At 65.6% G+C, this 24,509-nt stretch carries 32 protein-coding genes; 23 read left to right on the plus strand and 9 right to left on the minus strand.

Annotated elements, in window-relative coordinates; translation table 11 throughout:
- The first annotated feature begins 2 nt into the window (after nt 1-2).
- The 18 genes from E0E30_RS07920 to E0E30_RS07995 all read left to right on the plus strand — a co-directional run bounded on the left by E0E30_RS07920 (nt 3) and on the right by E0E30_RS07995 (nt 16,530).
- Nucleotides 3-938, plus strand: coding sequence for a phage major capsid family protein (locus tag E0E30_RS07920; protein WP_130865843.1), 936 nt, complete (start codon nt 3-5; stop codon nt 936-938).
- Between the two features lie 31 nt (nt 939-969).
- Entirely contained in the window at nt 970-1,434 is a 465-nt protein-coding gene (locus E0E30_RS07925) for a hypothetical protein (protein WP_130865844.1), read from the plus strand.
- On the plus strand, nt 1,431-1,754 hold the full coding sequence (locus E0E30_RS07930; protein ID WP_130865845.1) for a hypothetical protein: 324 nt from the start codon (nt 1,431-1,433) through the stop codon (nt 1,752-1,754). The genes E0E30_RS07925 and E0E30_RS07930 overlap by 4 nt, the downstream gene beginning before the upstream one ends.
- Nucleotides 1,747-2,046 (plus strand): hypothetical protein, encoded by a 300-nt coding sequence (locus tag E0E30_RS07935; protein ID WP_130865846.1) that lies wholly within the window; start codon nt 1,747-1,749, stop codon nt 2,044-2,046. Before E0E30_RS07930 ends, E0E30_RS07935 begins: the two co-directional genes overlap by 8 nt.
- A 1-nt stretch (nt 2,047) precedes the next feature.
- On the plus strand, nt 2,048-2,221 hold the full coding sequence (locus tag E0E30_RS13305; RefSeq protein WP_167853918.1) for a hypothetical protein: 174 nt from the start codon (nt 2,048-2,050) through the stop codon (nt 2,219-2,221).
- A complete protein-coding gene (locus E0E30_RS07940; RefSeq protein WP_130865847.1) occupies nt 2,218-2,586 on the plus strand; it encodes a hypothetical protein in 369 nt (122 codons plus the stop codon). Before E0E30_RS13305 ends, E0E30_RS07940 begins: the two co-directional genes overlap by 4 nt.
- Before the next feature lie 40 nt (nt 2,587-2,626).
- Nucleotides 2,627-3,199 (plus strand): phage tail tube protein, encoded by a 573-nt coding sequence (locus E0E30_RS07945; RefSeq protein ID WP_130865848.1) that lies wholly within the window; start codon nt 2,627-2,629, stop codon nt 3,197-3,199.
- 98 nt (nt 3,200-3,297) lie between these two features.
- A complete protein-coding gene (locus tag E0E30_RS07950) occupies nt 3,298-3,618 on the plus strand; it encodes a hypothetical protein (RefSeq protein ID WP_130865849.1) in 321 nt (106 codons plus the stop codon).
- Nucleotides 3,619-3,755: 137 nt separating this feature from the next.
- On the plus strand, nt 3,756-3,953 hold the full coding sequence (locus tag E0E30_RS07955) for a hypothetical protein (RefSeq protein ID WP_130865850.1): 198 nt from the start codon (nt 3,756-3,758) through the stop codon (nt 3,951-3,953).
- Complete coding sequence (locus E0E30_RS07960; RefSeq protein ID WP_130865851.1) at nt 3,943-8,160, plus strand: tape measure protein; 4,218 nt, start codon at nt 3,943-3,945, stop codon at nt 8,158-8,160. The genes E0E30_RS07955 and E0E30_RS07960 overlap by 11 nt, the downstream gene beginning before the upstream one ends.
- Nucleotides 8,157-10,004 (plus strand): glycoside hydrolase family 78 protein, encoded by a 1,848-nt coding sequence (locus E0E30_RS07965; protein ID WP_130865852.1) that lies wholly within the window; start codon nt 8,157-8,159, stop codon nt 10,002-10,004. The genes E0E30_RS07960 and E0E30_RS07965 overlap by 4 nt, the downstream gene beginning before the upstream one ends.
- Nucleotides 10,001-11,179, plus strand: a complete 1,179-nt coding sequence (locus E0E30_RS07970) for a hypothetical protein (RefSeq protein WP_130865853.1) — start codon at nt 10,001-10,003, stop codon at nt 11,177-11,179. Before E0E30_RS07965 ends, E0E30_RS07970 begins: the two co-directional genes overlap by 4 nt.
- The gene (locus tag E0E30_RS07975; RefSeq protein WP_130865854.1) at nt 11,176-13,173 is read left to right on the plus strand and encodes a hypothetical protein; all 1,998 of its coding nucleotides are present in this window, start codon (nt 11,176-11,178) and stop codon (nt 13,171-13,173) included. Before E0E30_RS07970 ends, E0E30_RS07975 begins: the two co-directional genes overlap by 4 nt.
- 7 nt (nt 13,174-13,180) lie before the next feature.
- A complete protein-coding gene (locus tag E0E30_RS07980; protein ID WP_210115801.1) occupies nt 13,181-13,549 on the plus strand; it encodes a hypothetical protein in 369 nt (122 codons plus the stop codon).
- Nucleotide 13,550: 1 nt separating this feature from the next.
- Entirely contained in the window at nt 13,551-14,480 is a 930-nt protein-coding gene (locus E0E30_RS07985) for a peptidoglycan recognition protein family protein (protein WP_167853919.1), read from the plus strand.
- Nucleotides 14,477-14,770: a hypothetical protein gene (locus E0E30_RS07990; RefSeq protein ID WP_210115802.1), complete on the plus strand. Its 294-nt coding sequence runs from the start codon at nt 14,477-14,479 to the stop codon at nt 14,768-14,770. Before E0E30_RS07985 ends, E0E30_RS07990 begins: the two co-directional genes overlap by 4 nt.
- Nucleotides 14,767-16,026 (plus strand): collagen-like domain-containing protein, encoded by a 1,260-nt coding sequence (locus E0E30_RS13310; RefSeq protein WP_167853840.1) that lies wholly within the window; start codon nt 14,767-14,769, stop codon nt 16,024-16,026. Before E0E30_RS07990 ends, E0E30_RS13310 begins: the two co-directional genes overlap by 4 nt.
- Nucleotides 16,027-16,035: 9 nt before the next feature.
- Nucleotides 16,036-16,530: a carbohydrate-binding protein gene (locus E0E30_RS07995; RefSeq protein WP_130865858.1), complete on the plus strand. Its 495-nt coding sequence runs from the start codon at nt 16,036-16,038 to the stop codon at nt 16,528-16,530.
- A gap of 116 nt (nt 16,531-16,646) precedes the next feature.
- Here the strand turns inward: E0E30_RS07995 and E0E30_RS13905 are convergent, their stop codons facing one another.
- From E0E30_RS13905 to E0E30_RS08040, 8 genes are all read right to left on the minus strand, one after another.
- Nucleotides 16,647-17,201 carry a MucR family transcriptional regulator gene (locus tag E0E30_RS13905; RefSeq protein WP_130865859.1) on the minus strand — a complete coding sequence of 185 codons (555 nt, stop codon included), beginning with the start codon at nt 17,199-17,201 and terminating at the stop codon, nt 16,647-16,649.
- Nucleotides 17,198-17,662 carry a hypothetical protein gene (locus E0E30_RS08005; RefSeq protein ID WP_130865860.1) on the minus strand — a complete coding sequence of 155 codons (465 nt, stop codon included), beginning with the start codon at nt 17,660-17,662 and terminating at the stop codon, nt 17,198-17,200. Before E0E30_RS08005 ends, E0E30_RS13905 begins: the two co-directional genes overlap by 4 nt.
- Entirely contained in the window at nt 17,662-18,003 is a 342-nt protein-coding gene (locus E0E30_RS08010; RefSeq protein WP_130865861.1) for a hypothetical protein, read from the minus strand. The genes E0E30_RS08005 and E0E30_RS08010 overlap by 1 nt, the downstream gene beginning before the upstream one ends.
- Before the next feature lie 62 nt (nt 18,004-18,065).
- On the minus strand, nt 18,066-18,386 hold the full coding sequence (locus E0E30_RS08015; RefSeq protein WP_130865862.1) for a hypothetical protein: 321 nt from the start codon (nt 18,384-18,386) through the stop codon (nt 18,066-18,068).
- Between the two features lie 456 nt (nt 18,387-18,842).
- Entirely contained in the window at nt 18,843-19,895 is a 1,053-nt protein-coding gene (locus tag E0E30_RS08025) for a tyrosine-type recombinase/integrase (protein ID WP_130865863.1), read from the minus strand.
- 4 nt (nt 19,896-19,899) lie between these two features.
- A complete protein-coding gene (locus E0E30_RS08030; protein ID WP_130865812.1) occupies nt 19,900-20,568 on the minus strand; it encodes a hypothetical protein in 669 nt (222 codons plus the stop codon).
- 14 nt (nt 20,569-20,582) lie between these two features.
- Entirely contained in the window at nt 20,583-20,987 is a 405-nt protein-coding gene (locus E0E30_RS08035; protein ID WP_130865813.1) for a M78 family metallopeptidase domain-containing protein, read from the minus strand.
- A complete protein-coding gene (locus tag E0E30_RS08040; protein WP_130865814.1) occupies nt 20,974-21,462 on the minus strand; it encodes a hypothetical protein in 489 nt (162 codons plus the stop codon). Before E0E30_RS08040 ends, E0E30_RS08035 begins: the two co-directional genes overlap by 14 nt.
- Before the next feature lie 226 nt (nt 21,463-21,688).
- On the opposite strand from E0E30_RS08040, the gene E0E30_RS08045 reads away from it, so the two are divergent.
- The 4 genes from E0E30_RS08045 to E0E30_RS08055 all read left to right on the plus strand — a co-directional run bounded on the left by E0E30_RS08045 (nt 21,689) and on the right by E0E30_RS08055 (nt 23,393).
- Nucleotides 21,689-21,955 carry a helix-turn-helix transcriptional regulator gene (locus tag E0E30_RS08045; RefSeq protein ID WP_167853915.1) on the plus strand — a complete coding sequence of 89 codons (267 nt, stop codon included), beginning with the start codon at nt 21,689-21,691 and terminating at the stop codon, nt 21,953-21,955.
- Nucleotides 21,956-22,051: 96 nt separating this feature from the next.
- On the plus strand, nt 22,052-22,243 hold the full coding sequence (locus E0E30_RS08050) for a helix-turn-helix domain-containing protein (RefSeq protein WP_130865816.1): 192 nt from the start codon (nt 22,052-22,054) through the stop codon (nt 22,241-22,243).
- Between the two features lie 143 nt (nt 22,244-22,386).
- Nucleotides 22,387-22,554 (plus strand): hypothetical protein, encoded by a 168-nt coding sequence (locus tag E0E30_RS13315; RefSeq protein ID WP_167853916.1) that lies wholly within the window; start codon nt 22,387-22,389, stop codon nt 22,552-22,554.
- On the plus strand, nt 22,551-23,393 hold the full coding sequence (locus E0E30_RS08055; protein WP_167853917.1) for a phage antirepressor: 843 nt from the start codon (nt 22,551-22,553) through the stop codon (nt 23,391-23,393). Before E0E30_RS13315 ends, E0E30_RS08055 begins: the two co-directional genes overlap by 4 nt.
- A gap of 161 nt (nt 23,394-23,554) precedes the next feature.
- Here the strand turns inward: E0E30_RS08055 and E0E30_RS08060 are convergent, their stop codons facing one another.
- The gene (locus E0E30_RS08060) at nt 23,555-24,238 is read right to left on the minus strand and encodes a hypothetical protein (protein WP_130865818.1); all 684 of its coding nucleotides are present in this window, start codon (nt 24,236-24,238) and stop codon (nt 23,555-23,557) included.
- Nucleotides 24,239-24,264: 26 nt separating this feature from the next.
- Between E0E30_RS08060 and E0E30_RS08065 the strand changes: the two genes are divergently transcribed.
- Entirely contained in the window at nt 24,265-24,474 is a 210-nt protein-coding gene (locus E0E30_RS08065) for a helix-turn-helix domain-containing protein (RefSeq protein WP_130865819.1), read from the plus strand.
- Nucleotides 24,475-24,509 lie beyond the last annotated feature (35 nt).

Raw genomic sequence — 24,509 nt, forward strand, 5'->3', positions numbered from 1 at the left:
CCATGGCTGTCAATGCCACCACCATCAACTCCACCCAACTCCAGCTTCCCGGTACGGTCGTCGGGATCGTGCGCGACAAGGCGCTCGATTCTGGCACCCTGGCGGCCCTGTCGCCGGAGAAGCCGACGATCTTCGGCCCTGTCAAGGGGGCCACGTTCTCGGGCGTGCCGCGCGCCAAGATCGTCGGAGAGACCGAGAAGAAGCCCGCGGCCGCTGTGCCGACCATCACCCCGTGGTCGGCTGCTCCGATCAAGATCGTCACCCAGCAGCGCACGTCTGACGAGTTCATGTACGCGGATGCCGACTACCGTCTCGGCGTCATGCAGGACCTCATCGCCCCGGCGCTGGGATCGTCGATCGGTCGGGCCGTTGACCTCATCGCCATCCATGGGATCGACCCCGCCACCGGCGCTGCGGCAACGTCGATCCCCACGAGCCTGTCCAAGTCGACGGCGATCGTCAACATGACGGCGAGCCCGACCGATGATCTCGTCTCCGCCGTCGGGAAGATCGCCTCCACTGGAGAGTCCATGCCTGACGGCATCGCCATGACGCCCTCCTTCAACTACTCACTGGCCACCGAGGTCTACCCCAAGGGCCACTCCCTGGCGGGTCAGCCCATGTACCCGAACGCTGGATTCGGGAACATGGGGTCGTGGCGCGGCCTCAAGGTGGGCCAGTCCTCGACGATCTCCGGACTGCCCGAGATCGCCAAGGACCCCGGAATCCGAGCCGTCATGGGCGACTGGAGCAAGGTCCGCTGGGGCTTCCAGCGGAACTTCCCCATCGAGCTCATCCAGTACGGCGACCCGGACAACGCGGGCCGCGACCTCAAGGGTGCGAACGAGATTCTCCTGCGCGTCGAGGCCGTCCTGTACGTCGCCATCCTGGACCCCAACCAGTTCGTGCTGGTCAAGGACGCCTCGGTCTCCGCGTGACCGGTGACGTTCTGGGATCTGGTCGGTTGACATGGCTGTGATCAGCATCGAGGACCTGGCCCCGTTCGCGGACATTCCGACCGAGCGTGCCCAGGCGATGATCGACGACGCTGTCGCGGTGGCTCTCCGGGTCGCCCCCTGTCTGTCGGATCCGGCATTCCCGTACCTCGGTGCGGCGAAGGCCATTCTTCGTCGCGCCATCCTCCGATGGAATGAGACGGGAGTGTCCGGATCGACGACGTCGGAGACGGCCGGACCGTTCACCCATGTCATGACGACTCGACCGTCGTCGGGTCTGCTCTGGCCGTCCGAGATCACTGATCTGCAGAAGCTCTGCCGCGATGCATCGTCGTCGGGGCGTGCCTTCTCGGTCATGCCGAAGATCTCCCCCGGCCGGGGCGTCCATGCCGAGGTGTGCTCGACGGTGTGGGGCGGGACGTGCTCGTGTGGATCTGACATCAATGGGTCGGACGGCCCCCTGTGGGAGCTCCCGTGATCGCCCGCCACCCGGTGCGCCATCTCGTCCGCTCGCTGGGGGCCACCGACGTCCACGGGAACGCCACCGACGAATGGGCCTCGACCCCGCGGATGGTGTTCGGCTGGTCCCAGGAGCAGTCCGACGAACCGGCGGCCGTCGGTGCGAACCGCATCTCGACCACCTTGCAGGTGCTGTCGCCCTGGGCTGCCGCCGACAAGGATCGGGTCGTCATTCTCGGACACATGTTCGAGGTGATCGGCGAGTCAGAGGACTGGAATCACGGCCCGTTCGGGTTCGAGCCCGGATACCGGTTCAGAGTCAGGAGGATCGATGGCTGAGCCACGTCTCAAGGTGAACCGCAAGGCTCTCGTTCGAACGCTCAAGACGGCACCGGTCCGCCCCGAGGTTCTCGAGATGGCGGTCCGAGTGCGTGATGCCGCGAACCGGTGGGCCGACAGCTACCCGCGCTCAGAAAAGCATCCGGTGCAGCGACCCCACTTCGTGGTCGTCACCGAACCCGGGGAGCATCGCACCCGATACACGGTCCGGCCGGCCTCGGCGTTCGCCACCTGGCTGGTCCAGCATGACCCGCACGGCTTCATGGCGTGCCTCGAGGCCGGGAGGAGGTGACATGGACACTCTGCATGTCAAGATCCTGGAAACTGGCCGAATCGCCGAGCTGTCGCGCAGCGCCGCCAACGAGATGATCGCCGGTGGGTTCGCCGTACAGGTCGACGCACCCGACCCCGACCCTGATGACCATGAGCCCGCTCGGGCTGAACTCGACGGGGCTGATGAGCCGTGATCGTCGACATTGAAGCTGTCGTCGTGGCCGCCCTCATCGAACCCGACGGTCCGGTCGTGTCGACGGAGAGACCCCGGGACACGACCGGCCCACAGGTGCAGGTGCGCGCCTCGGGCGGCCCCACAGTGAGATCACATGTGCTCGATGAGCGCATCGTCACCATCACCGTCTGCCATGACAGTGCGCCCCAGGCGTCCGTCCTGGCCGGAACCGTGCGCGACCAGCTGTACGCGCTGGAAGGCATCTCGGCCTCAGGCGGGGTGTACATCGCCTCGGTCGAGTGCACCGCCCCGTCGTGGTTTCCCGACGAGGACGGCCGAGCCCGCTACGTCATGACCGCCACCCTCCTCACTCAGCACAACTGAACAGTCCTTCTCGCGGCGGCACACCACGAAAGGCATCATCATGGCTTCCACTCCCGTGCAGTCCACCGCAGAGGTCCGCGTCGGCGGCCCGAAGGTCGGCGGCTACGCCTGGAAGGCTCCCATCGGGTCGACCCGACCGACCGACGGGGTTGCCGCCCTCAACGCGGCTTACCTCGATCTCGGCTACATCTCCGATGACGGTCTGTCCGTCAAGACGGACAAGTCGAACGACAAGATCAAGGACTGGAATCTCGACACCATCGCAGTGATCGAGAAGTCCAACGAGGCCACCCTCGAGGTCACCTTCGACCAGGTGACGGCCAACTCCTGCAAGGCGCTCTTCGGCGACAGCAACGTCACCGTCTCGAGCACGGCGCCGAACAGGGTCACCGCCATCAGCTACACCGGGGAGACGCTCCCCCACGCCTGCTGGGCGTTCCTCACCCACGACGCGAATGGTGACGGCGTCTTCGATGTCGGCGACGGTCAGGTCACCGGGATCGACGGCTTCACCTTCAAGAAGGACGCCATCGTTTCGTTCAAGGCGACGATCGAGCTCTTCAAGGACAAGGACGGCAAGTTCTTCACCTGGCATCTGGGTGCTGCCTCCTGATCCCCCTAGTCGTCCGTGCGGTGGGACTTTCTGCCGCCGCGCCCACCGCACGGACTTTCTCTTGACGCGGCGGACACCACATGATGAAAGGCGACGGCATGAGCGACACCATCGACATCACGGTCAAGGACCGGGTGTACAGCCTCGACAGAACCGAGTTCACCGATCCACGGGTGTCGGTGCTGCGCATCCTTCGCGCAGCCAATGACGGTAATTTCGACGAGCTGATAGACCTGCCCTCCGTGCTCGAGCTCGAGGAGCGCAACTGGCGCAGGTCCGACCTCATGGAGTTCCTCGAGAAGTTCGGTGAGATCCTCCAGGAGGAGTTGGAGATGGACGTCCCGGAATCCTCTGGCTCCGTGACCTCGTCGCGGAGCATCGCGAGGAAGTCGAGTACGAGTGCATCCGAGCTGGACTGAGGCTGCGTGACGCCGAGGCCGGCCGTACGCCGTGGCGTGACGTGTTCGTCGTGTGCCGCCACGTCCCGGCCGGTAGCCCCCTGGCGGGTGCCGTCGATCCTCGCGCCGCCTGGGATGCCGCCACGTCCCTTACGGCCGTGCTGGTCGACCAGCTCAACCAGCTCTCGTGGGGTCTCGGCGGCGGGCGTGGCCCCGAACCCAAGCCGGTGTGGCGGCCGTGGGACGACGGCGACCGTAGGCAGACCGAGACGTTCCGTGGTGACTCGCTGACCCTCGCCGAGGCAGATGCCCTGGCGGCCCGATTCCGACCCCGAAAGGACCCAGATGGCCACTGAGCTCGCCCAAGGCTACCTGTCGTTGTCGGTCGGATTCGACGGGTCGCCCACCAAGCAGCTGAACGACTTCCTCGCTGGTGCCCAGCGGTCCGCCGACAGGGCCGGGAAGGCCATGGGGCGGTCGCTGTCGGCTGGGGTCCGTGATGGCGTGGAGCAGGCTCGGGCCGACACTGAGTCGGCGCGCAAGACGTTCGAGTCGGCCGAGCAGTCGGCCAAGCGCGCCTACTCGGCCCGCGAGAACGCAGCCAAGGCCGTCGAGATCGCCCAGGCCAAGCTCAATGAGACCCAGGCCAAGTACGCCGACGCGCTCGCCAAGGGGGCCGAGAAGTCCTCGGCCCTCCTGGCGGCCGAGGATCGGGCGGCTCGGGCCAAGCAGCGTCTGGCTCGAGCAGAGCTCGACGTCGCCGCTGCCGATCAGAAGCGCTCCGAGGCCGGTGGCAAGGTCACCGAGGCCATCGGCAAGCAGGAGGCCGCAGAGAAGAGGGCCGCCGACTCCCACCGTGGAGTGCTCGCCTCGATGCGCGACGGTCTGGCCGCGCTCCAGGCCAAGATGCCCAATCCGTATGCCTCCATGCCGGCCCAGGGCTCCAAGTCTGCCCAGGAGACGTCCGACAGGTTTGCCAAGACGCTGCAGCGCGCCAGCAGCAAGATGGGAACGACTCTCAAGAGTGGGCTGTCGGCGTCGTTCAAGGTCGCCGTCGGGTCCGCCGCCGCAGCAGCGGCCACGGGCGTCGGTGCACTCACCGCGACGGCTGGCGTGGCGCTGACGAAGGGATTCTCGCGCCTGTCGAGCATCGACCAGGCCACCCAGAAGCTCCGCGGTCTCGGATCGTCCGCCAAGGACGTCTCCCAGATCATGCAGGACTCGCTTTCCTCGGTGAAGGGCACCGCGTTCGGCCTGGATGAGGCCGCCACGACGTCGGCGATGATGGTGGCCACTGGGATCAAGCCCGGCCGCCAGCTGGCATCGGTCCTGCGCACCGTCGCCGACACCGCCACCATCGCCGGGATGTCGATGTCCGACGCTGGACGGATCTTCTCGTCGGTGGCAGCCCGAGGTAAGCTGCAGGGCGACGACATGATGCAGCTCACTAGCCAGGGCGTCCCCGTCCTGCAGCTGCTCAGCAAGCAGCTGCACAAGTCGACCGCCGACGTGTCGACCATGGTGAGCAAGGGCAAGATTGACTTCGCCACGTTCTCGGCCGCCATGCAGCAGGGCCTCGGAGGGTCGGCGAAGCAGTCTGGGCAGACGTTCACCGGGGCCATGAAGAACATCGGGGCCTCCCTGGGGCGCGTCGGCGCGAACTTCATGGGTGGGGTGTTCCCCAAGATGGCCCCGCTGTTCAACGGCGTCACGACCTCACTTGGCCCGCTGGAGGATGGCGCCAAGAAGGTGGGCAGCGCGATCGGATCGGTCCTCGGGCCCGCGATCGACAAGCTCACCCGCACGCTGTCCTCGGGCGGTGCCACGACAGCACTCAAGGGCCTCAGGGACGGCCTGGGTGGCCTGTACGACGTGCTCGTCAAGGGCGACTTCACGCAGCGGTTCGCCGATGCGTTCCACATGCAGGAGGATTCGGCGTTCACTGGCTGGCTCCTCGACGTCCACGACTCCATCGCTCATCTCGGCGACGGCGCCGCAGGTGCGAGGAAGAAGATCTCCGACGCCCTCGGTTCCCTCAAGCCGGTCGTCTCGGGTGTGTGGTCCGGGCTGTCCGGCGATGACGCCTTCAAGGGGGCCGACTTGGACGGCAAGCTGTCGCGATGGCAGCGACTCGGCGAGAAGATCCGTGGCGCCCTGAGTGAGGGCAAGCGGCTCCTGACCGATTTCTTCTCCTCGGTGACGACGTTCGTCAAGGGTGCCGGGGCTGCGCTCGGCCCGTTCCTGGGTGACCTGGTCAAGCTGGCTGGCGCCACGGCCTTGGGGGCTGTGGTCGGAGCCCTGAAGATCCTCACCCCGATGCTGCGTGACGTCGGGCGGTTCATGGCGCAGCACAAAAAGCTTGTCGGCTCGATCGCCGCCGGTCTGGTTACTTTTGCCGCAGGCTACAAGGCGGTCACCGTCGCCATGGACCTGTGGGCAGCTCGGACGAAGATCGTCGCCGCGGCCCAGGCGGCGCTCAACGTCGTCATGAACCTCAACCCGATAGGCATCGTCGTCGCGGGGATCGCCACTCTCGCCGCTGGCCTCATCTACGCCTACAGGCACTCCGAGACCTTCCGCAAGGGTGTCAACGCTGCGTTCTCGGGGGTCAAGAAAGCAGCAGTGGCCATCGGCCAGTGGTTCTCCGGGCCGTTCGTCGGCTTCTTCAAGTCGGCGTTCGGCTGGGTGGCCAAGGTTGCTGTCGGATTCTGGCACGGCATCGTCGCCACGTTCACGGCAATCCACAACGGTGTCCTGCGCATCGTCGAGGTCATGTGGGCCAGAATCAAGTTCGCCTTCACTCTCGGCAAGGGCATCATCCTGTATGTCGCCGACAGCATCAAGAGCGGTGTCATCACCATCTTCACCGGCATCAAGGATGGCGCGATTCGTGCCTTCACGGGCATGAAAGATGGCATCAAGAAGGTGTGGGACGCGGTCAAGTCGATCGTCAGCAAGCCCATCAGGTGGGTCATCGACACGCCGATCAACAAGGGCCTCATCGCTGCCGTCGCATCCGTCCAGAGGTTCTTCGGCGTCAAGAACCCGATGAAGCCGCTGTCGATCGCCGGATTCCGCGGCGGCGGTGTCATCCCCGGAAGCTTCGATCCAGCGCACCGCGACAATGTCCTTGGCCTGTCCATCGGCGGGGTCCCCACGGCCCGCGTCGAGCCGGGAGAATTCGTCGTCAACCGGCGCCAGACTGCCCGGAATCTGCCGCTGCTCCATGCCATCAACTCCGGCCTGCATGGCTACGCCGGGGGCGGCCTCGTGGGTGGCTCGGGGCGCTGGTCACAGGAGTTCGAGCGCCGCCTCATGGCTGTAGCTGCCTCGCTCAACGCAACCTTGCAGATCGCTCAGCGGGGCTTTCGCCCGGCTACGCCATGGTCTGGCACCTCTCACCGTGGCGATGCAGTCGACGTCGTCGGTGGTGCCGACCTGTGGAAGATCCGCGACGCTCTGCGCAGCCAAGGGATTGCCGCTTGGGTGCGCGGCCCGGCCCAGAAGTTTTCGTGGCATGTCCACGGCATCCCGCTGCCGGGGGCCGGTATCGCTCTCGGATCGGCTGTCTATCAGCAGCAGGCGTATCGCGCCGGCGGCGATGGTTTGCATGGCCTGACGGGAAAGGACCCCTACGACCGAGGCGGGTCGCGTCCCGGATGGCTCGGGCGGGCAGTCTCAGCCGTGATGAGCTGGGCGGACCAGCTGGCCGCGAAGGCCAAGGCGGCGTTCGGTGGCCTGGCCGACCCGATGGCGTTCGTGCGCTCGAAGCTGTCGGGGCTCTCATCGCAGATCAGTGGTCATCTCGGGTCCTCCGGGTGGGCGACGGCTTTGGCGGGCCTGCCCGGCAAGCTCGCCGGGGATGCGGTGGCGTGGGCGAGGGGCCTGTGGGACAAGCTCAAGAGGTCTGGCGCAGATGGCGGTCAGGCTGGTACTGCTGGCAACCAGGAATCGTGGCGGCCTATGGTCGCCCGAGCCCTGGCGGCCACGGGTATCGGTGGCGGACGCTCCGATGAGGACAAGTGGCTGCGCCAGATCATGACCGAGTCCTCGGGCAATCCCAAGCTCATCCAGTCGTCCGCCGTCTATGACGTCAACATCGCCCACGGCGATCCGGCGCGCGGCCTTGTCCAGGTGCCGAAGGTCACCTGGGACGACTTCGGCAAGGACATGGGGTCCTTCCTGCCGAACGTCTACAACCCCCTCAAGAACCTCATCGTCGGCATGCGGGCCGCCAATGCCCAGCACCGCAACTGGCGGGCCGTCATCGGCTACGGCCACGGATACGTCGGCGGCGGGACGGTGCCGTTCTCGCAGATCGCTGCCCTGTCCGAGGATGGTCGCCCCGAGATCGTCGTCGGCGCCCAGATGCGCAAGCTCAATGCTGGCTCGACGGTGTTCAACGCCCGCCAGACGGCCCAGATGCTCGGACGGCAGTCGTCCCCGTCGGTCCTGGTCGTCCGCGATGTCGACGACCAGCTCGTGGGGCGCATGTATGTCGAGGGCGCCAACGCCTTCGATGATCGGTGGGCCGATCTGGCCCGGACGGGAGCGGCAGCATGACGCACGTCACCCAGCGGGCCCAGTATTGTGCGTTCGTCGAGGAGGCTGCCCCGTCGGCGCGCAACTTCACCCGACACACCTACCTCCAGGTGTCAGGGACGTCCGGGAAGCGCTACTGGACGGTCCTGTGGTTCGCCAACCCTTTCCCGTCGACCGGGGCGAACGTCACCAAGGCTGTCCTCACGGTTCGGCTGCGTGCCAACACGAACACGAGCCATGCCATCACCGCCCAGCTCGCCGACAAGTGGGCGGCGTCGTTCTGGACCCTGGACTGGACGACGAAGCCCTCCGGCACGGGTCCACGCACCGATGCCACCCGCACGGGGGCTCTCAAGACCGGCGACCTGTGGCAGATCGATGTCACCGCACAGATGCAGCGCGTGGCTGATGGCCAGCGGTTCTACGGTCTGCTGCTGTGGTCCCCGCTGTCGGGCGACACCGTCACCATGGACGGCTCGGCGGGGGCGACGCCGACTCTCGACATCGACTGGTGGTCGAATCCGCTGCCCCCCACTGACATGTCGCCCACCTCCGGAGCCGTCGTGGGAACCCCCACTCCGACTCTGAGGTGGACGTTCTACGACCATGCGGGGCGCACCGACATTGCCACCTGTCAGGTGCAGACGGCGTCGACGCAGACCGGATTCTCCTCTCCGAGCTGGGACTCGGGGCAGGTGGCGACCACGCTGTGCCAGATGGAGACCTCGTCGGTCTCAGGGTGGCCCAAGCTCGCCGTCGGATCGCGGGTGTGGTGGCGGGTGCGAATCCAGGATGGATCTGGACTGTGGTCCGGATGGTCCGCACCGGCCAGCATGACCTATCAGTCGCTGCCGGTGGTCACACTCACGTACCCGTCGTCCTCGTCGCCGACCGTCACCGACCCCACGCCTCCGATCACCTGGACCGTTACCCCTGGGTCCGGCGGAGCCGTCACCCACTGGCGGGTCATCGTCTCCCGGTGGGATGGGGCGAGCCTGACGCAGATTGACAGCTCCGGGGTCATCTATACTTCGGCCACGTCGTGGACCCCGACGGTCCCCATGGCGTCATCCGGGCGGTATCAGGTGCTCGTGCAGGCATGGGATGGTCTGACACAACGGGTGGGGACGCCGGGATGCCCCCCTCGAGGCGAGGCGTCCGCCACTGTTTCCTATGCCCCGTCGGCCACGGTCTCCGGGGTGTCCAGTCTGACAGCCGATCAGGATCGCACGCGGCCCGAGGTGCGCCTGTCGTGGAGTCGATCCGAGCTGCCCGATGAGTGGATCATCTTGCGCGACGGCGTTCAGGTGGACCGAGTATCGGGTGCCACCTGGGGTTCGGTTGCTTCCGGTTTCGGTCGGTGGGTGTATGTCGCCTCGGGTCGTCACACTGTCGGTGTGCAGGCTGTCGTCAATGGCAAGGCATCGACTCCGACGCAGATCACGGTCGAGCGCGACCTGCAGGGCACCTGGCTCATCGACCCGGATACCGACGAGGCGGTCGGCGTCGTGGGCGACACCGATCACGACCTCAAGATGCCAGAGGTCTCCGCGAGCCTCGAGCCGCTCGGATCGCCCCGTGTCGTCGTCATCGTCTCGGCCCAACGAGGCTATGAGGGAACTGTCTCGGGGATGCTCGTGCCCCTGTCCGGGATCGCTGACACCCCTGACGTCTGGTCGCGTCGGCTCCTGGGATGGAAGACGCGCATCGGGCATCGGTTCCTGCTGGTCATCGAGGACCAGGTGCTCCCGGTCAACGTGTCGAACGTGCAGCTGTCGAGCGTCAACCGCAAGGCCGGACGCATGTGGCGGACCTCATTCGACTTCCACCAGATCGACCAGTTCCCCTTCGGCGGCGACGCATGATCGACCTCAAGCTGTCCGCCGACGACCTGGCCGCTTTCGAGGCTGGCCTGATCGTCGACCACAAGGTGCGGTTCCGGGTCGACGTACTCGACCTCGACCATCACATCATGGCCTCGGCCGACGATGGTGTCCTGTCCGGGCAGGTCGATGTCGACGTCGAGGCCGACGTTTCGCGTACCTGCACTCTCGAGCTGCGCGACCCCCAGAACCGTCTCAACCTCGACACCCAGGGTCCGGCCCAGGCGGCCCTCTACGCCGACCGCATGATTCGGGTCCATTACGGTGTCTGGTCCGAGCAGTTGCCCCGATGGGTCGATGTGCCCGTGTTCACGGGACCCATCACGAGCCTCAAGCGCAACGCCGACTCGATCTCCCTGTCCGCCCAGGGCAAGGAGTCGTTCCTCACCGTGCCGCAGTCGCGGAACTGGATCATCCCGGCCGGGGCTCGCAAGTCCGATGTCCTGTCCCGCGTCCTGACCGAGTCCGGCGAGCAGTTCACGTCGATCCCACGATGGTCAGACAAGATCACTGCGACCTGGCAGTGCCTGTCGAACGAGGCCCCATGGCCCAAGCTCCAGCAGCTGTCGTACACCCTGGCGTCCCGTGACGCCGGGACTGATCCTCTGCTGCACTACAACGGGATGGGGGTCTGCCAGCTCAAGAGCAACGTCAAGAAGCCCGCCTGGACGTTCCGGCGGGGCGTCGACATCCTCACCGAGCCTGACATCACCTCGGACGTCTCTGCGATCAAGAACTTCGTCGTTGTCTACGGGGGCACCCCAGCCGGGGCCAAGAAGGCGGTCTCGGCGACCGCGACACTTCCGGCCTCAAGCCCGTTCAGCCCCCAGAGTCTGGCCCGCAACGGCGTGCCGCGGTATCTGCGCGACGAGGTGACCAATACTGACATCACCTCGGCCAAGGACGCCAAGATCATCGCCCAGCGCAGGCTTGACGATCTGGGGTGGGCCTACGTGGACCTGGCCTTCGATTGCCTCGTCATCCCACACCTGGAACCCCGGGACATGGTGGCCGTCGAGGCTGGCGACTGGACGTGGCGGATGGCGCTCATGAAGTACTCGATCCCGCTGTCGGCCGATGGTCACATGTCCGTGAGCCGCCACACGCACGTACGCAAGGTCACGCGCCGCGTCCAGAACCCCAGGAGGCCTCGATGAGCATTCCCGGCAGGGTGTCCATGGTGACGACCGTCGAGGCCGGCGGTGTCGTCACTGGATGGTCTGGGGTCACCATGGCCATGGTCGATGCGTCCGGGCTCGCTGTCGATGCCGGGACCATCAGCCTCGATGGTGGTGTCACGACCATCGGCTACACCGATGTCACCTGGGGTGAGACCGACACTGACCCCGACCTGCTCACGACGGCCGTCTCGGCTCCGGCGGGCTGGGTGCCCGATGGCGGGGAGCAGTGGGCGCAGGTGTGGCCTCCGGCTGTCGACATCATCGCCGCCGTCCAGCTGTACGACGGCACCGATGTGCGCGCCATCGTCCCGCACTCGCTGCGAGCTGTCCTTCCTGACGGCAACCGTGACGACGACGAGGCCGAGTCGGTGACCGTCGACCTGCAGGATGGACGGTGGACCGTCACCGACGTCGTCGGACGCCGGGCCCAGATCCCCATGTCGGCGCTGTCGTCCGAGGTGACCGTGGCGATCGCGAGCGCCTCGGGCAGGAACACCAACACCTACTCCCTCAACTCGCCCGACGGGTCACCTGTCGGAAACCGCGGTGACGCCTGGTTCCAGCTCGACAGCAATGGCCACACCATCGGCATGTGGCACTCCGATGGCACCACCTGGCAGGCGGACACCATCGACGGCACTGCCCTGGCGAACTTGGATGCCGGCACCATCACGTCCGGGTCGCTGTCCGGTATCGACGTGTGGTCGCCGTCGCCAACGGCCCTCCCTCGGGTCCATGTGGGCAGTGCGACTGTTGAGGTTCTGCGTGATGACGGCGACGGCAGCGCCTACGCCTCAACGTCATTGGGCGGGGCCTCTGATGACCATCTGTTCATTTACGATGTCGCCGGTATCCCTGTGGCCGGTTTTGGCTCGGACGGCTCCGGTGTAGCTGGCGACATGGCGGTGAATGGGACGCTCACGGTTGCCGGAACTGACATTATGGATACTATTGCCGCACTGCCGCAGGGCATTGTTTTCAGGCAGAAACTCGGATCGACATCGTCGCTGAATAATCTCCAGTTCGGAAATACTGAGCTGGGCTTGCTGGAGTTTGATACTCCTTTGCACGCCGGGCGTGTCTATCGGTTCGTGGTGCAGGGTGGTGTGTGGACGAGCGCGGCAGATCAGATCTACTTGCGTCTGAGGATGACGTCTGATGTCGGTGGGGCTCCGTCGCCTGTGACGACTGGCGCAGCGCAGCTCGACATGATGTCAACCAAGGCGCCGGGCGGAAACACTTACACATATTGGGAATCCATTCTTCCGGTGCAGCAGAATGACACTACCGTGCGGCTGCTGCTGTCAGCGCACATGAACACGTTCGGCGTATACGGCCGCTTCTCGTCTACCGACACCCACATGGCGAATATCTATCTGGAGGATATGGGGTCGTACGGGTCGTGGGGGGACGGGCAGGAGAATCAGGGCGGTGGCACGCCGTACGGGTCGTCCTCGGCCGGCACAGCTCCCACAGGTGCGGCGGTGCAAACCTACACCAGGCGATGGAACGCCGCCTACACCCGCACATGGCAGGGATCGACTGTCGTCACCTCCGATCTACAGCAGGGCTCCTATGGCGGGACCCGGCGATACTCGGTGCTCCTGTGGGGCGGTGCGCCGTCGACTGAGCTGTCATCCGGTGGCGTGCATATTTCACGTATGCGGCTGTATTTACGGAATACTCACTGGTACTATTCGGCCGGCGGATATGCGCGGATCGGGCACTACGATGACACCTCCCTCCCATCCTCGCCGCAAACCTCGGGCGGCGGGGCATTCACGACCTCCCTGTGGGGTGTGGGGGCTGCAAGGTGGGTTGACATCCCGTCAGGTTGGTGGTCTGGTATCGCGAACGGAACCATTCGCGGCTTCACTCTGGGTGAGGGTGCGGGGACGGATTTGACCTATTTCGGGCGCTTCTCGAACGCTCCGTCTGATGTCAGTCTTGAAGTCACCTACACCAAGTGAGGCGCTCATGAGTCCAATGATTCCGATTCCTCCGCCTGATCAGTGGGACGACATCATCACGGCATTCGGCGGCGTCCTGGCCGCCCTGGCGGCGCTCGTCGGTGCCCTGTGGTCCGGCTACAGGACGCGTATCGAGGTGCGGGAGATGCGCGGGAAGCTCGACTCGGAAACGTCACCGGATCACGGGTCGAGCCTGCGTGATTCGGTCGACAGGATCGAAGCGAGGATCGGCGAGATGCGGGACACACAGCGTGGCATGGCCCGCGACATCGGCCGTCTGGGCAGCGCAGATCAGCGGATCGAGCAGACAGCAGACCACATTCATGAGGACATTCGTCGCCGCCTGGAGCGGCTTGAGGACACGAGGAGTAGATGACATGGCGACACCATTGACAGCTGATCAGCAGCTGGCCGCATATCGTGCGGCCGGTGTGACGATCAGGGAAGTGCCTGGATGGCGCGATAGGGGCATGTGGCGTATCCCGGCGAAGGGTTGGGAGCCGCATGGTGTGGTGATTCACCACACCGCCGGGGGGCTCGGTTCCCGTAGCGTCACCGAGTATATCTCGGACATTATCAACGGCGACCCGGCATGCCCGGACAAAGCAAACGTTGTCATCGACCCTGACGGGGTCCTGTGGGTGAATGCGGCCGGACGGGCGAACCACTGTCTCCAGTATTCCGACAAGGCATGGAGTGGTTGGCTGCACGAAACGTTCCCATTCGCGAGTAGCGTGAATTGGCGCGGCTCGAGGCAGAACGCCAACAAGTACACGTACGGGGTGGAGTGCATTGCGGCCGGTGCGCCGAACGCGAAGCAGCAGGAGACGGCGGCACGGTGGGCGGCTGCTATCTGTCGTGCTCATGGCTGGTCTGCCGGGTCGGTGTGCGGTCACGGCGAGGTCGCCGACGATAGGGACTGGTCTGATCCGGGCCTTGACATGGGGGCGTTTCGTAAGCGGGTTGCGGCGATTCTCGGCGGCGCATCCACGGCGTCAACGTCCACGACATCCACGTCCAACACATCCACTACATCCAGTGTATCCACGAGTGAAGGAGAACTCACCATGAGCCAGTACAGCGACATCATGTCGCGCCTTGAGGACATTTACCGTGCTGCCGGCGAAGGCCGTGCAGCCGCGATCCGCGCCGAACGGAAAATCGACGCGCTGCCGAAGACGTTCCTGTCGGCTATCACGTGGGGCAAGAAGGAGAACAATCTCGCCCGGCTGTTGACGCGGGTTTCCGCGTATGTGGGCCGCGAGGGTGTCGACTGGGATTTCGACAGCACGAAGAAGGCGGCATGATGACTGAGACGCAGCGTAAGGCCCTGTACGGGGTGGCCACAGCGGTCCTGGCGGCGCTGGGTGCGTGGGGTCTCATCGACGCACCGACTCAGGGGTCCATCGCCCAGGTGGTGGCGTCGGCCCTGACTCTGGCGTCGATGGTGGCGCCGCTGGTGGCACACAGGCACACCCCGTCCCCGGCGTCGGAGGTGGCTCCGACGGTGCCTGCTGCTGTGGCGGGTGAGGTCGACCCGGATGTCGAGGTGCCCGACCCGGAGCCTCAGCATGCTGACGTGGGTGACGTGTCGTGACCACACCCAGCGTGGAGCCGGCCCTCCCCACACCGGACTACGCCTACGGCTACGTGGTGGCACGCGCCATCCGGGCAGTGGGAGACATGACCCCGCAGGGCGACGAGTACCCCGATGGGCCGCCCATCACCATGCCTGGGGCGGTGACTTTTGCGCCACTGGAGCCGGGCAGGATCATCCGTGAGGGCGCCCCGGAGCCGTCGATCCGCTCCGTCCACGAGGCGGTCCGCGCCGATCTGGACGATGCCGGGTATCTGTCGATCCAGGGCCAGCGTGGCGTATGGCTGTGGACCGGCCGGTGGAGGGTGACGTTTGCCGCCTCGCTGGGGTGGGATCCGATCGAGATCGTGGTGACGACCGGGCACACTCGTCAGGCCCCGCTGGATTTGTGGGCGGCTGTCGGATATGTGCCTGAGGGGCCGTCGACGCAGCTGGTGACTCTGCTGGTGCCGGCGTCGGTGGCTGACGGTGATGTGCTCATCCGATCCGGGGATCACGTGGATGGTGTGCCACAGGCCACGTTTGCGGGGCCTGCTGGTCCGGCTGGCCCTGAGGGTCCTGCTGGTCCTGCGGGTGAGGCTGGCGCGACCGGTCCTGCCGGTCCTGCCGGCAGGGACGCTCCGGTGCCCAGCACGATCCAGACGACTGTCTCCACGGTGGATACCGGGAATCCTGCCACCGCGAGTTTTTCTGGCGCATGGCCCAATCTCACGTTGGCGTTGGGTCTGCCGCGTGGCGTCACGGGTGCCACCGGCCAGCCGTCCCCGTACATGGGTGTCGGGCAGGGGCGTCCGGATATCACGTCTACGCTGGATTCGTCTGGTCAGTCGTGGGTGCAGGCTGCGCCGGTGGGTGCTATGTGGTGCTCGACTGATGGGGCTGGTGTGGGTGCGTGGCAGTGGCAGCGTATCGGCACGGGCTGGGAGGTGGTCCTAGTGGACACCGGCTGGCGCAGCATTAAAATCAGAAATGTGGTAGATGGCGGGAGTATGATAGCGAAACGACTCAATGGCGCTATTTATGTCGTTTGGGAGTCATTGACAATGTCAGGATCTATTAACCAGATCGTTCCCGGGACAGCTAATCAATTCCTAAAGAATGGAATAAAATTTAATGCTATTTGCGTAAATGGTTCCATGACCTTTTACGGAAACGGATATGTCGACATCGTCGCGGGCAAAAATCTGTCGGGTACTGCTGTTTTCCCGGCTCCGCCTGTGGCACTGATGACCACCCTCCCAGGAACAGCCGCATAAGGAGCACACATGACAACCGCAATCACCGACCCAACCACCCTGTCGGACACCGACCTGCAAGACACCCTCCGAGCCCTCTACAACGAATCCAACCGGCGACAAGCCATAGCCGATATTCCCAAGCAGATCGAGGACGCCACCACCCGCTATCAGGATGCGTCCGGTCTTGCAGCGAAGCGCGCCCAACGCTCGGACGGGTCGTGGCCGGAATGGGTCCAGCCGTCCGGTGCCCTCGACACCTACGGGCAGGGTGACCACACCGCCCACAGCGGCAAGACATGGGTGTCCACCGTGGCGCACAATGTGTGGGAGCCCGGCGTGTCCGGCTGGCGCGAGGAAACTGCTGACGGCACACCGGCAGCTTGGTCCCAGCCGACCGGTGCACACGACGCCTACAAGACCGGCGACAAGGTGACGTACAGGGGCCACGTGTATCAGTCCACCATGGCCGCCAACGTGTGGGCGCCGGACGCCTACCCGCAAGGCTGGCGGCTCATCTCCTGAGGTGTATGATCGGATCATCCCGCTAGAGCCAACCCGCTGAGAGCAGCAAGAGGGCTCACCCCCGGTCACGTATGGAACTGAATCCTGCGTGACCGGGGGTCATTTTGTCATCCCCATCACCTGCCCGGATAGCGGCGGAGTCGCTGATGCACGCCAGCAGCCGACAGGCCGACAGCCCTGGCAATCGCCGCCGCCGAAACACCGTCACGGGCCATGAGCCGCCGAGCACGATCAGCCCACCCCGGCAGATCAGTCAGATCACCTAGCTCGGCCACCTGCTCACCGGTCAGCTCCACCCGTCGCGCAGCCGAGGCCTCCATGCGGCGGGCGACCAGCTCAGCCCTCCACCTGCCACCCGCTGTCGATGATGCCCTCGCCCGATCCGGGTCGCGGTGCTCAGCCAGTACCTCCAGATGGGCATCACGGTGGGTCTGCCATGCCGTACTCATCCGCCCCCGCACAGTGCGGGAGACCAGCGGCGTCCCGGTGGACAGCCCATGCCTGTCCCGATACACAGCGCCGGTCATGCCATGGGCCTGCGCCACATGCGTCGCCAGATGATCGTAGGTGCGGCCACACTCATGGCAGATGAGGCGGCCGTCATCGTCAGTGTCGAGGATCCCGTACCGTCCATGGCTGTCGGCCGATCCATAGGCTGGTCGACCAGTCATGGCAGGTCGCCCCGACCATCGGTGACATGCACCCCGACCTCAGCCCAGCCGTCGACCGAGTGCGGCAGATCGTCGGCCCACCAGCGCGCCACCGCATACTCGAGGGCCACATCGGCGGCCACCGACAGACCGGCCAGCCGCTCCAGCACTGCGGCTGCGGCGTCGTCGTCGGCGATGTCGCCGACCCGGCGGGCATCGTAGAGGGCGGCGGCCATGAGGCCCATCGTCGTGGGCACTGCCGCCGTCGGCATCGTGCCCATCGTGGAGGCGGCGATGAGATGCAGCTCATCGAGTGTCCAGGACTGCCTAGACAGCTCCACCTGCTGCACTGTCTGCCACATCCACAGCTCGCTCATCACCGACCGGGCCAGCCGTGTCGGCTCGCACCGCAGTGCCGCCCGGCCTGCCACCCAGTCAGCGAGGTCGGCCGGGACAGCGGCATGGATCGTCGGGGATGCCATCAGTCGTCCTCCTCGTCGTGGTCGGGGTCGACAGTGGACAGGATCGCGTGGATACGGGCCGACTCAGCTGCGGTGAAGCCGGCATCGAGGAAGGACAGGCCGTCTCCAGTGCCGTCCCCGCTGTCGACATACCGCTCGATGGTCCAGGTGTACCCGGCGGCGTCGGCGCTGATGTCGCCCGCCAGGTACCAGTGCAGATCCTCGGTGCTATCGGCCAGGGTGCGGTCGATGATGAGGTATGCCGTCGCTACTGCGGGGTCCTCTCCCGCCAGGAGCCGGCGCCCGAGGCCCCTCATCTGCTGGAGTGCTGCGCGCCCCTGGGTGGTGGTCGTGTCGATCATGTCAGTGTCCTCTCTAGGGGTGGCCCGGGGCGTCCATGCCCCGGGCCGGTCGGGTTGGTGTGTCAGATCGTGTGGCGCTGGAGGATGGCGGTCACATCAATGGTGTCGAAGAGCTCACCCAGTGTCTCCCTCTCGTCCTCGCTCAGGTCGGGGGAGTCGACCGGGCCGACGACCTCGGCATTCTTGAGCAGGGACCATTCGGGCCGGACCGCTGCCAGGGCCTCACAGCAGGACTCGTAGTAGTCGCCATTGGCGGCATCCATGTCAAAATCGCCGGCGAAATCTCCGGCGCAGTCCGTCAGGTCGAATGGATCCAGCTCCGTCAGGTGCCCATCGCTGCTGGGGAGTGAGCTGACATTGCTGGTGATGATATGCTCGGTCATGTCAGAGTCTCCATCTCTGTCCGTGCCCCCGGGAGTGCCAGCTCCGTGGGGGCTTTGTCTTGCTGACATCACTAATACTGGCACACCCTGCCTCAACATGCCAGAATCGCTCACCCAAAGTGAGCGTTTCCCTGTGACTAGGGCAAACACATCACACCGCCAAGCCAAGCACCCCGGGCGCTGCCACCGGCCTCGATACCCCCATGCCGTATCCGGCCCGGTACAGGATGGGTACAGATCCCACCCGACCAGGACCACATCACCCCTAGTCGCCGTCGTACCCGGTACGACGCACGACACACCACGACTGCACACGACCGCACACACTGCGCACCCACCGGGGGCACCAGAAGGGCCACCCCACTAGCAGTGACGCTGGCAAGATGGCCCTGACAAGGTGGTCGGGGCGACAGGACTCGAACCTGCGGTCTCCTGCTCCCAAAGCACACCCCGCACCTAGTCAGAGGACCCCGGTACGGCACGGGTAGTGTCACTGTCAGACATCAGCCGATCCATCCTCGACGCCACATCATCCAGCCCCTGATCCCACAGGTGCCCGTACAGATCAAGCGTCATCGTCGCCGAGCGATGCCCGAGCATCCGCTGCACCGCCAGGACATCGGCACCCGAGGCGATGGCCAGCGACGCAGCCGTGTGCCGCAAATCATGGATCCGCACGTCGCCCCAGCCGAGCCGGTCGCACGCCGGACGGAATCGGCGCTCACGCCACGAGTCCTTCGCGATACGCCCTCCACGGTGGGCGCGCAGCAGCGGCCTGTCAGCCGGCCCGTCAAGGTCGAGCATCGCGATGACCGACGCCGGTACGGGCACATCCCTGGCCCGCCCGGTCTTCGACCTGTGCACCCTCACCCGGCCTCGACGCTCGTCGACGTCTCCGACGTTGAGAGCCAGGGCCTCACCGATCCTCAGGCCGGTCGTGCCGAGGAGCCACACGAGCGCCGCCGACTCACCGGCGGCCGGATCCGTGTCGACCTCGGCCGCCAGGAGCCTGAGCTGGTCCATCGTCAGCGGATGCACGTCCCTGCGGACCTCGCGTGGAGCGGTCACCGTCGACAGGTCTACCCGGTCGCGCAGCGCCCCGCGCAGACACTGGAGGACCTTGTGTCGCAGGGATGCCGAGGCTGGTCCTCCGGCGGTTGTCAGACCGGCGATCCACACCTGCACCTCGGATGCCGTGACCTGATCGATGGGCGTCCGGGCCCAGCGTGACCTGACGTGGGACGCGGCGAGGGCGGCGGCGTCGTACCCGGCAGGGCTGAGGCCACGCTTGCCGTCGAGCCACACGTCGACGAGATCGCCGACAGTGCGCCCATCCTCGGGGCGCGGTGGGGCGGTGGTGAGCCTGACAGCGTTGAGGCGTTCGGCCTCGGCGCGGGTCCGGCAGGCTGTGGTGGGCCATCCGGCCACGACGACACGCCACCGTAGTCCTCGCCCGTCGCGGCGTGTGGGCGCGCCATGACGGTCACGCCACAGATCCTGCACCGCCACTTGGTTACCTGCACAATGCAGCTGAGGACCGCTGCACCTGGCCGGCAACTCCCCCGGAGGTGTCCTCGACGCTCACCCACTGAAGATCTGTTGCGTCCAGGCATGTGAGTTGCAGGATTCTCCGTGCTGCGTCTTTCGCTTCGTCGCGGCTCAGTTTCTCCTGCACGTGCACGGTGACGTCACCGCTCCCGTTGTCGCTGATGTCTGTAATTGGGCATGCCCATGATGCGGCAGTACCGCACGTCTGCGTGAACGATGTGACACCGAGATTCTGGAGCAGGGTTTTCTTCACGGTGGGGGCGAGCGGGGCGGCCGCCTTCGATGGGGGTGTGGCGTGCCTGCTTCGCTCTGCCGTGGCGCGGCTTGTGGCCCGCGTCGGCGTCGTCGAGGCCGGCCTCGGCGACGACTGGCCGGCCTCTTCATGCCCTCCGCTCGCGACGGCAGCGATGATGATGAGGAGAATCACCGCGCCAACAACGCCGAGAACCACCGTGGCCCGCTTCTCTGCTTTGCTCCGCTCCTGCGGGGTCATCGCGTCAATGGCCGCTTGGGTTCTGCTCCTGCGCTCTTCGCGGCGTTCACGTGCAGCGTCGCGCTTCTCCTGCCGCAAACGCTCGATCTCGAGCTCGCGTTGCTTCTCCTCGAGTTTGCGGATACGTGTCCGGCGTCCCATGGGATTGTCCTTTCTCATGCCGCTTCGGTGCGGCTGTCGATGTAGGCGCGCTCCCCGTCGGTGAGGTGCGCGAGTCTAGTGGCGAGGACGTCGTCAGCGACCCACAGGTCGAGGGCGGCAGCCTCGGGCGTCGAGTCAGCCATGGCATCGGCCACCACACCCAGATCGGGCAGCAGCCACCGTGCTGTGGCGACCCGGACGCGCTCCTCGCAGACGGGCGGCTGCGGCCCGAGAAGCCCGAGCCTGATGTGGGTGAGTTCGTGGGCGAGCGTGGAGCGACGCTCACGCTGGGTCAGTCCGGTCGCGATCCAGATGGTGTGTCCGTCTGTGGCTCCACGCCATCCGGCTGGCAGCCCACCCCACACGAGGTCGAGGTGTGGCTGGTCGCGGAGTGTCTGCCACGGGTCAGGCTGGGTCATCGCCCCACTCCTGCTCCATGCGTTCCCGGTCGGTCGGCACACCAGGGTTGTCGGCTGCCAGGGCCACCTCGACGACCGCACCCACACCATCGGGGCTCTTCTGAGCGTCAGACTGCCGGTCATCACCACTACCTCCTGCCTCACGGGCTGCGAGGAGCACATCCATGATGCCCTCGACAGCCTTCCGTTCCTCTTGGGTGAGACGTTCGTAGCGCTTCCAGCCACCGACCGGCGTGTATCCGGCCTCGGCGGACTTGATGTCGTCGACATCGACGCGCAGGATCGCGGCAAGGTCACCATAGGTCCGGTCGTCCCGGATCGACTTCTGTGCGCCAGATGCGATCCGCCTGAGCGTCTCGTACGTGATCGATCCAGCTGGCAGCTTCGCCGCCCGATACATCGCGATGAGGCTGTGGGCGTTGAGGTCCCGCTGCCTGTCTGCGACGAGTTGCTGGAGTGGTGTCACGTCATCCATGGTCTGGCCCTTGTCCTGTTGCGTGCACCTCACAAGCGTATTGCTTGTACAAGCACAATGCCAGCATGGCTCATAGACGCGCCATGTGACTAGGCATTACACGCTTCCCGCTTGCTTGTACAAGTCACAAGGGCTACGGTCATGGGCCATGAGCCACTTGTACTCCAAGCGCGCAGCTTGCAGACTAGGAAGCACAACCCGCCACAAGAGACGAGGAGGGATGTGGATGAGGATCACCAACCCAGGCGCCATCGCCAGGGCCAGGCGCCGACGGTCACTGTCGCAGACCGATCTGGCCGCCATCTCCGGGTGCACCCAGCAGTTCATCTCCATGATCGAGACCGCCAGGAGCCGCACCTGCTCGGAGGCGCTCGCGCTCACCATCTGCCGGAAGCTCGACATCGACCTGGAGGACGCCTTCGAGTACGGTGAGCCCGACAGCATGCCAGCAGATACACGCTCACGCCGTGCGCTCCAAGCGAGGGCAGCATGACCCACCACACAAAGAAAGCCGCCCCCGCTGCAGCAGGGACGTCCACTGCAGACACTCGGCGTCTCGATTGTCAACGATTGCCTAGACTGCGAGGTGATGAACGTGTCAGAGGAGAAGGCCCGCGAGCTGTTGGCGGAGGTGCGCCGCGCCAGCGAGGCGATCGACGCCGCCATGGAGGACCGTCGCCGAGCGATCCAACAGGCCATGGCCGCCGGGATTGCGCGCGACGAGATCGCGGACGCTGCGGGCGTGCATCGCGTGACGCTGTACAAGCTCATGCAGCACTGACCACCCCTTGTCCAGATGTAGCCTGTGCACTACAGTCATCTGTAGCCAATCGGCTACATCATCATGAGAATGAAACCCGGAACTGCCTCCACTTTGGCGAGTCAGGGCAGCTCCGGGCCAACACCCCTAGAAGGAGCACCCCCATGGTACCTGTCCCTACCCCGTCATGCCCTGAGCCGCTGGAGGCCAGGGGAATCACATGGCAGATCATCGCCGACATTGCCAGTCGGTCCGGCGTCGCCAAGGACACCGTCATCACCGTCCTGATGGCCATGGCTGCCATCAGCGACGGGGCGGAGGACGACCGATGAGCACCTCCGTGACCCAGTTCGCGAGCCCCCAATTCGGCACCATCCGCACCGTCTCCATCGACGGCGAGCCCTGGTTCGTTGCCACGGACATCTGCACAGCGCTCGATCTGACGAACACCACCGTCACATTGCAACGACTCGACGACGACGAACGCTCTAAGTTCAACTTAGGGCGCCAGGGGGAGACTTGGTGCGTCAACGAGGCAGGCCTGTACAGCCTCGTCCTGGCATCACGCAAACCAGAGGCCAAGGCATTCAAGCGTTGGGTGACCCATGAGGTCCTGCCGTCGATCCGGCGCACCGGCGGGTACCTCACCCCCGACGCCATCGAGAAGGCACTGTCCGACCCCGACTTCATCATCCGACTCGCCACCGACCTCAAGTCCGAGCGCGCCAAGCGAGCCGAACTCGAGGCCCGCCAACAGATCCTTGCTCCCAAGGCACGCGCTTTCGACCTGTGGCTGTCAACCAACGTCGACTACTCCGTCGGCCAGATCGCCAAGGCCCTCCACAAGGCGGGGGCCACGACCCTCGAGATCGACGGGACCCGCCGATCCATGGGCCGCAACAACCTCATGTGCTGGCTGCGCGAGAACCACTGGGTCATGTCTCGCGGCAACGAGCCCATGCAGTCCCAGGTGAACCGGGGCCGCATGACCGCCCGCTACGGCGGCTACGAGAACCCCAAGACCGGCGACCAGGTTGGAACCTGCACCCCGCGCATCACCGCGAAGGGTGCCGCCCGGCTCGCCGTCATCCTTGCGGTCCTGCCCGAGGACGTACAGCGTGCCCTCGAGGACATCACCGCCGTCCACGACATCGAGGAGGTCGCGGCATGAGCGGCATCACCATGATGTGCCCGCACGAATATGCGCTCAAAGCCACTCAGGCCGACATGCTCAACACGCTGGCCGACCCGCGTGACCCCGACATGAAGCCGGGCCTGTTCGAGGCCTGCCGAATCATCACCGCGAACAAGACCGCCGCCGCACGCCTGGTGTCAGGTCGTCAGCGCTTGCATGATGCCAGCGGTGGCGCCCTCAATGGCGGCCGGTGCAGCCAGGTGAAGGATCTTGCGCAAGGCGCGGTAGAGGTTCTCGATGAGTGTGCCAGCCTTCTGCGCATCGTCGGCCGGAGCTTCACCGAAATGGACCGCGAGAGCCCCGATGAGCTCGTTGACGAGTCGTTGGACTCCGCTGGGCCCGAAGATCGAGAACTCCTCGACCGCCTTGTCGATGGCCTCGGCCAGCTCGAACAGGTAGCGCGCCGCGTCCGAGTCGAGGTAGTCGGCCGATTCGATGAGCCCGCGGACCGAATCGGTGGCCGACAGGACGTCGGACAGGTCGGATCCCGACACGCCAGCCTGCCCCCAGTTGTCGGCGAGGATCTTGAGGGCCACCAGGTCCGAGTCCCCGACAAGACGCACGACACCGCCGCGGGAACCGGTGATACCGACACTGTCGGTGAAGATCGCTGTCGCGATCGAGTCGACCAGCCCGGCATAGGTCTCGTCGGTCAATCGGTCGCGAACTTGGGAGAACCAGCCGAGGGTCTCCAGGTGGACATCGATCCAGTCGCGCCCCTCGATGGCCCTGGCGGCCTTCGGCGAACGACCTTCGGGAAGCGTCTTCCACTGCGCCAACCTGTCGTGCAGTTTCTGCGCCGGATTCGAGTCATTCGTCATGGGCACATCATCGCAGGAGAACTGTCATGACGTGGATTGATCCGGACCGCTGGTACAAGCCAGCCGAGGCCGCGCCGCTCATCGGCAAGAGCAAGCGCACCGTGCAGGACTGGTGCCGCGGCCGAATCATCTGTGCCCGCGAGGACAAGGGGCCGCGTGGCGGAGTTCGCTATCTCATTCCCGGCGGCGTCCTCGCAGCGTACGTACGGGACAACACGCCGAGGAGGGCCCGGTGATGCCTCTCTTCACGAACGGCGGCGTCCTCCTCCTG

This window comes from Acidipropionibacterium timonense, assembly GCF_900605005.1.
GTDB classification, from domain to species: Bacteria; Actinomycetota; Actinomycetes; order Propionibacteriales; family Propionibacteriaceae; genus Cutibacterium; species Cutibacterium timonense.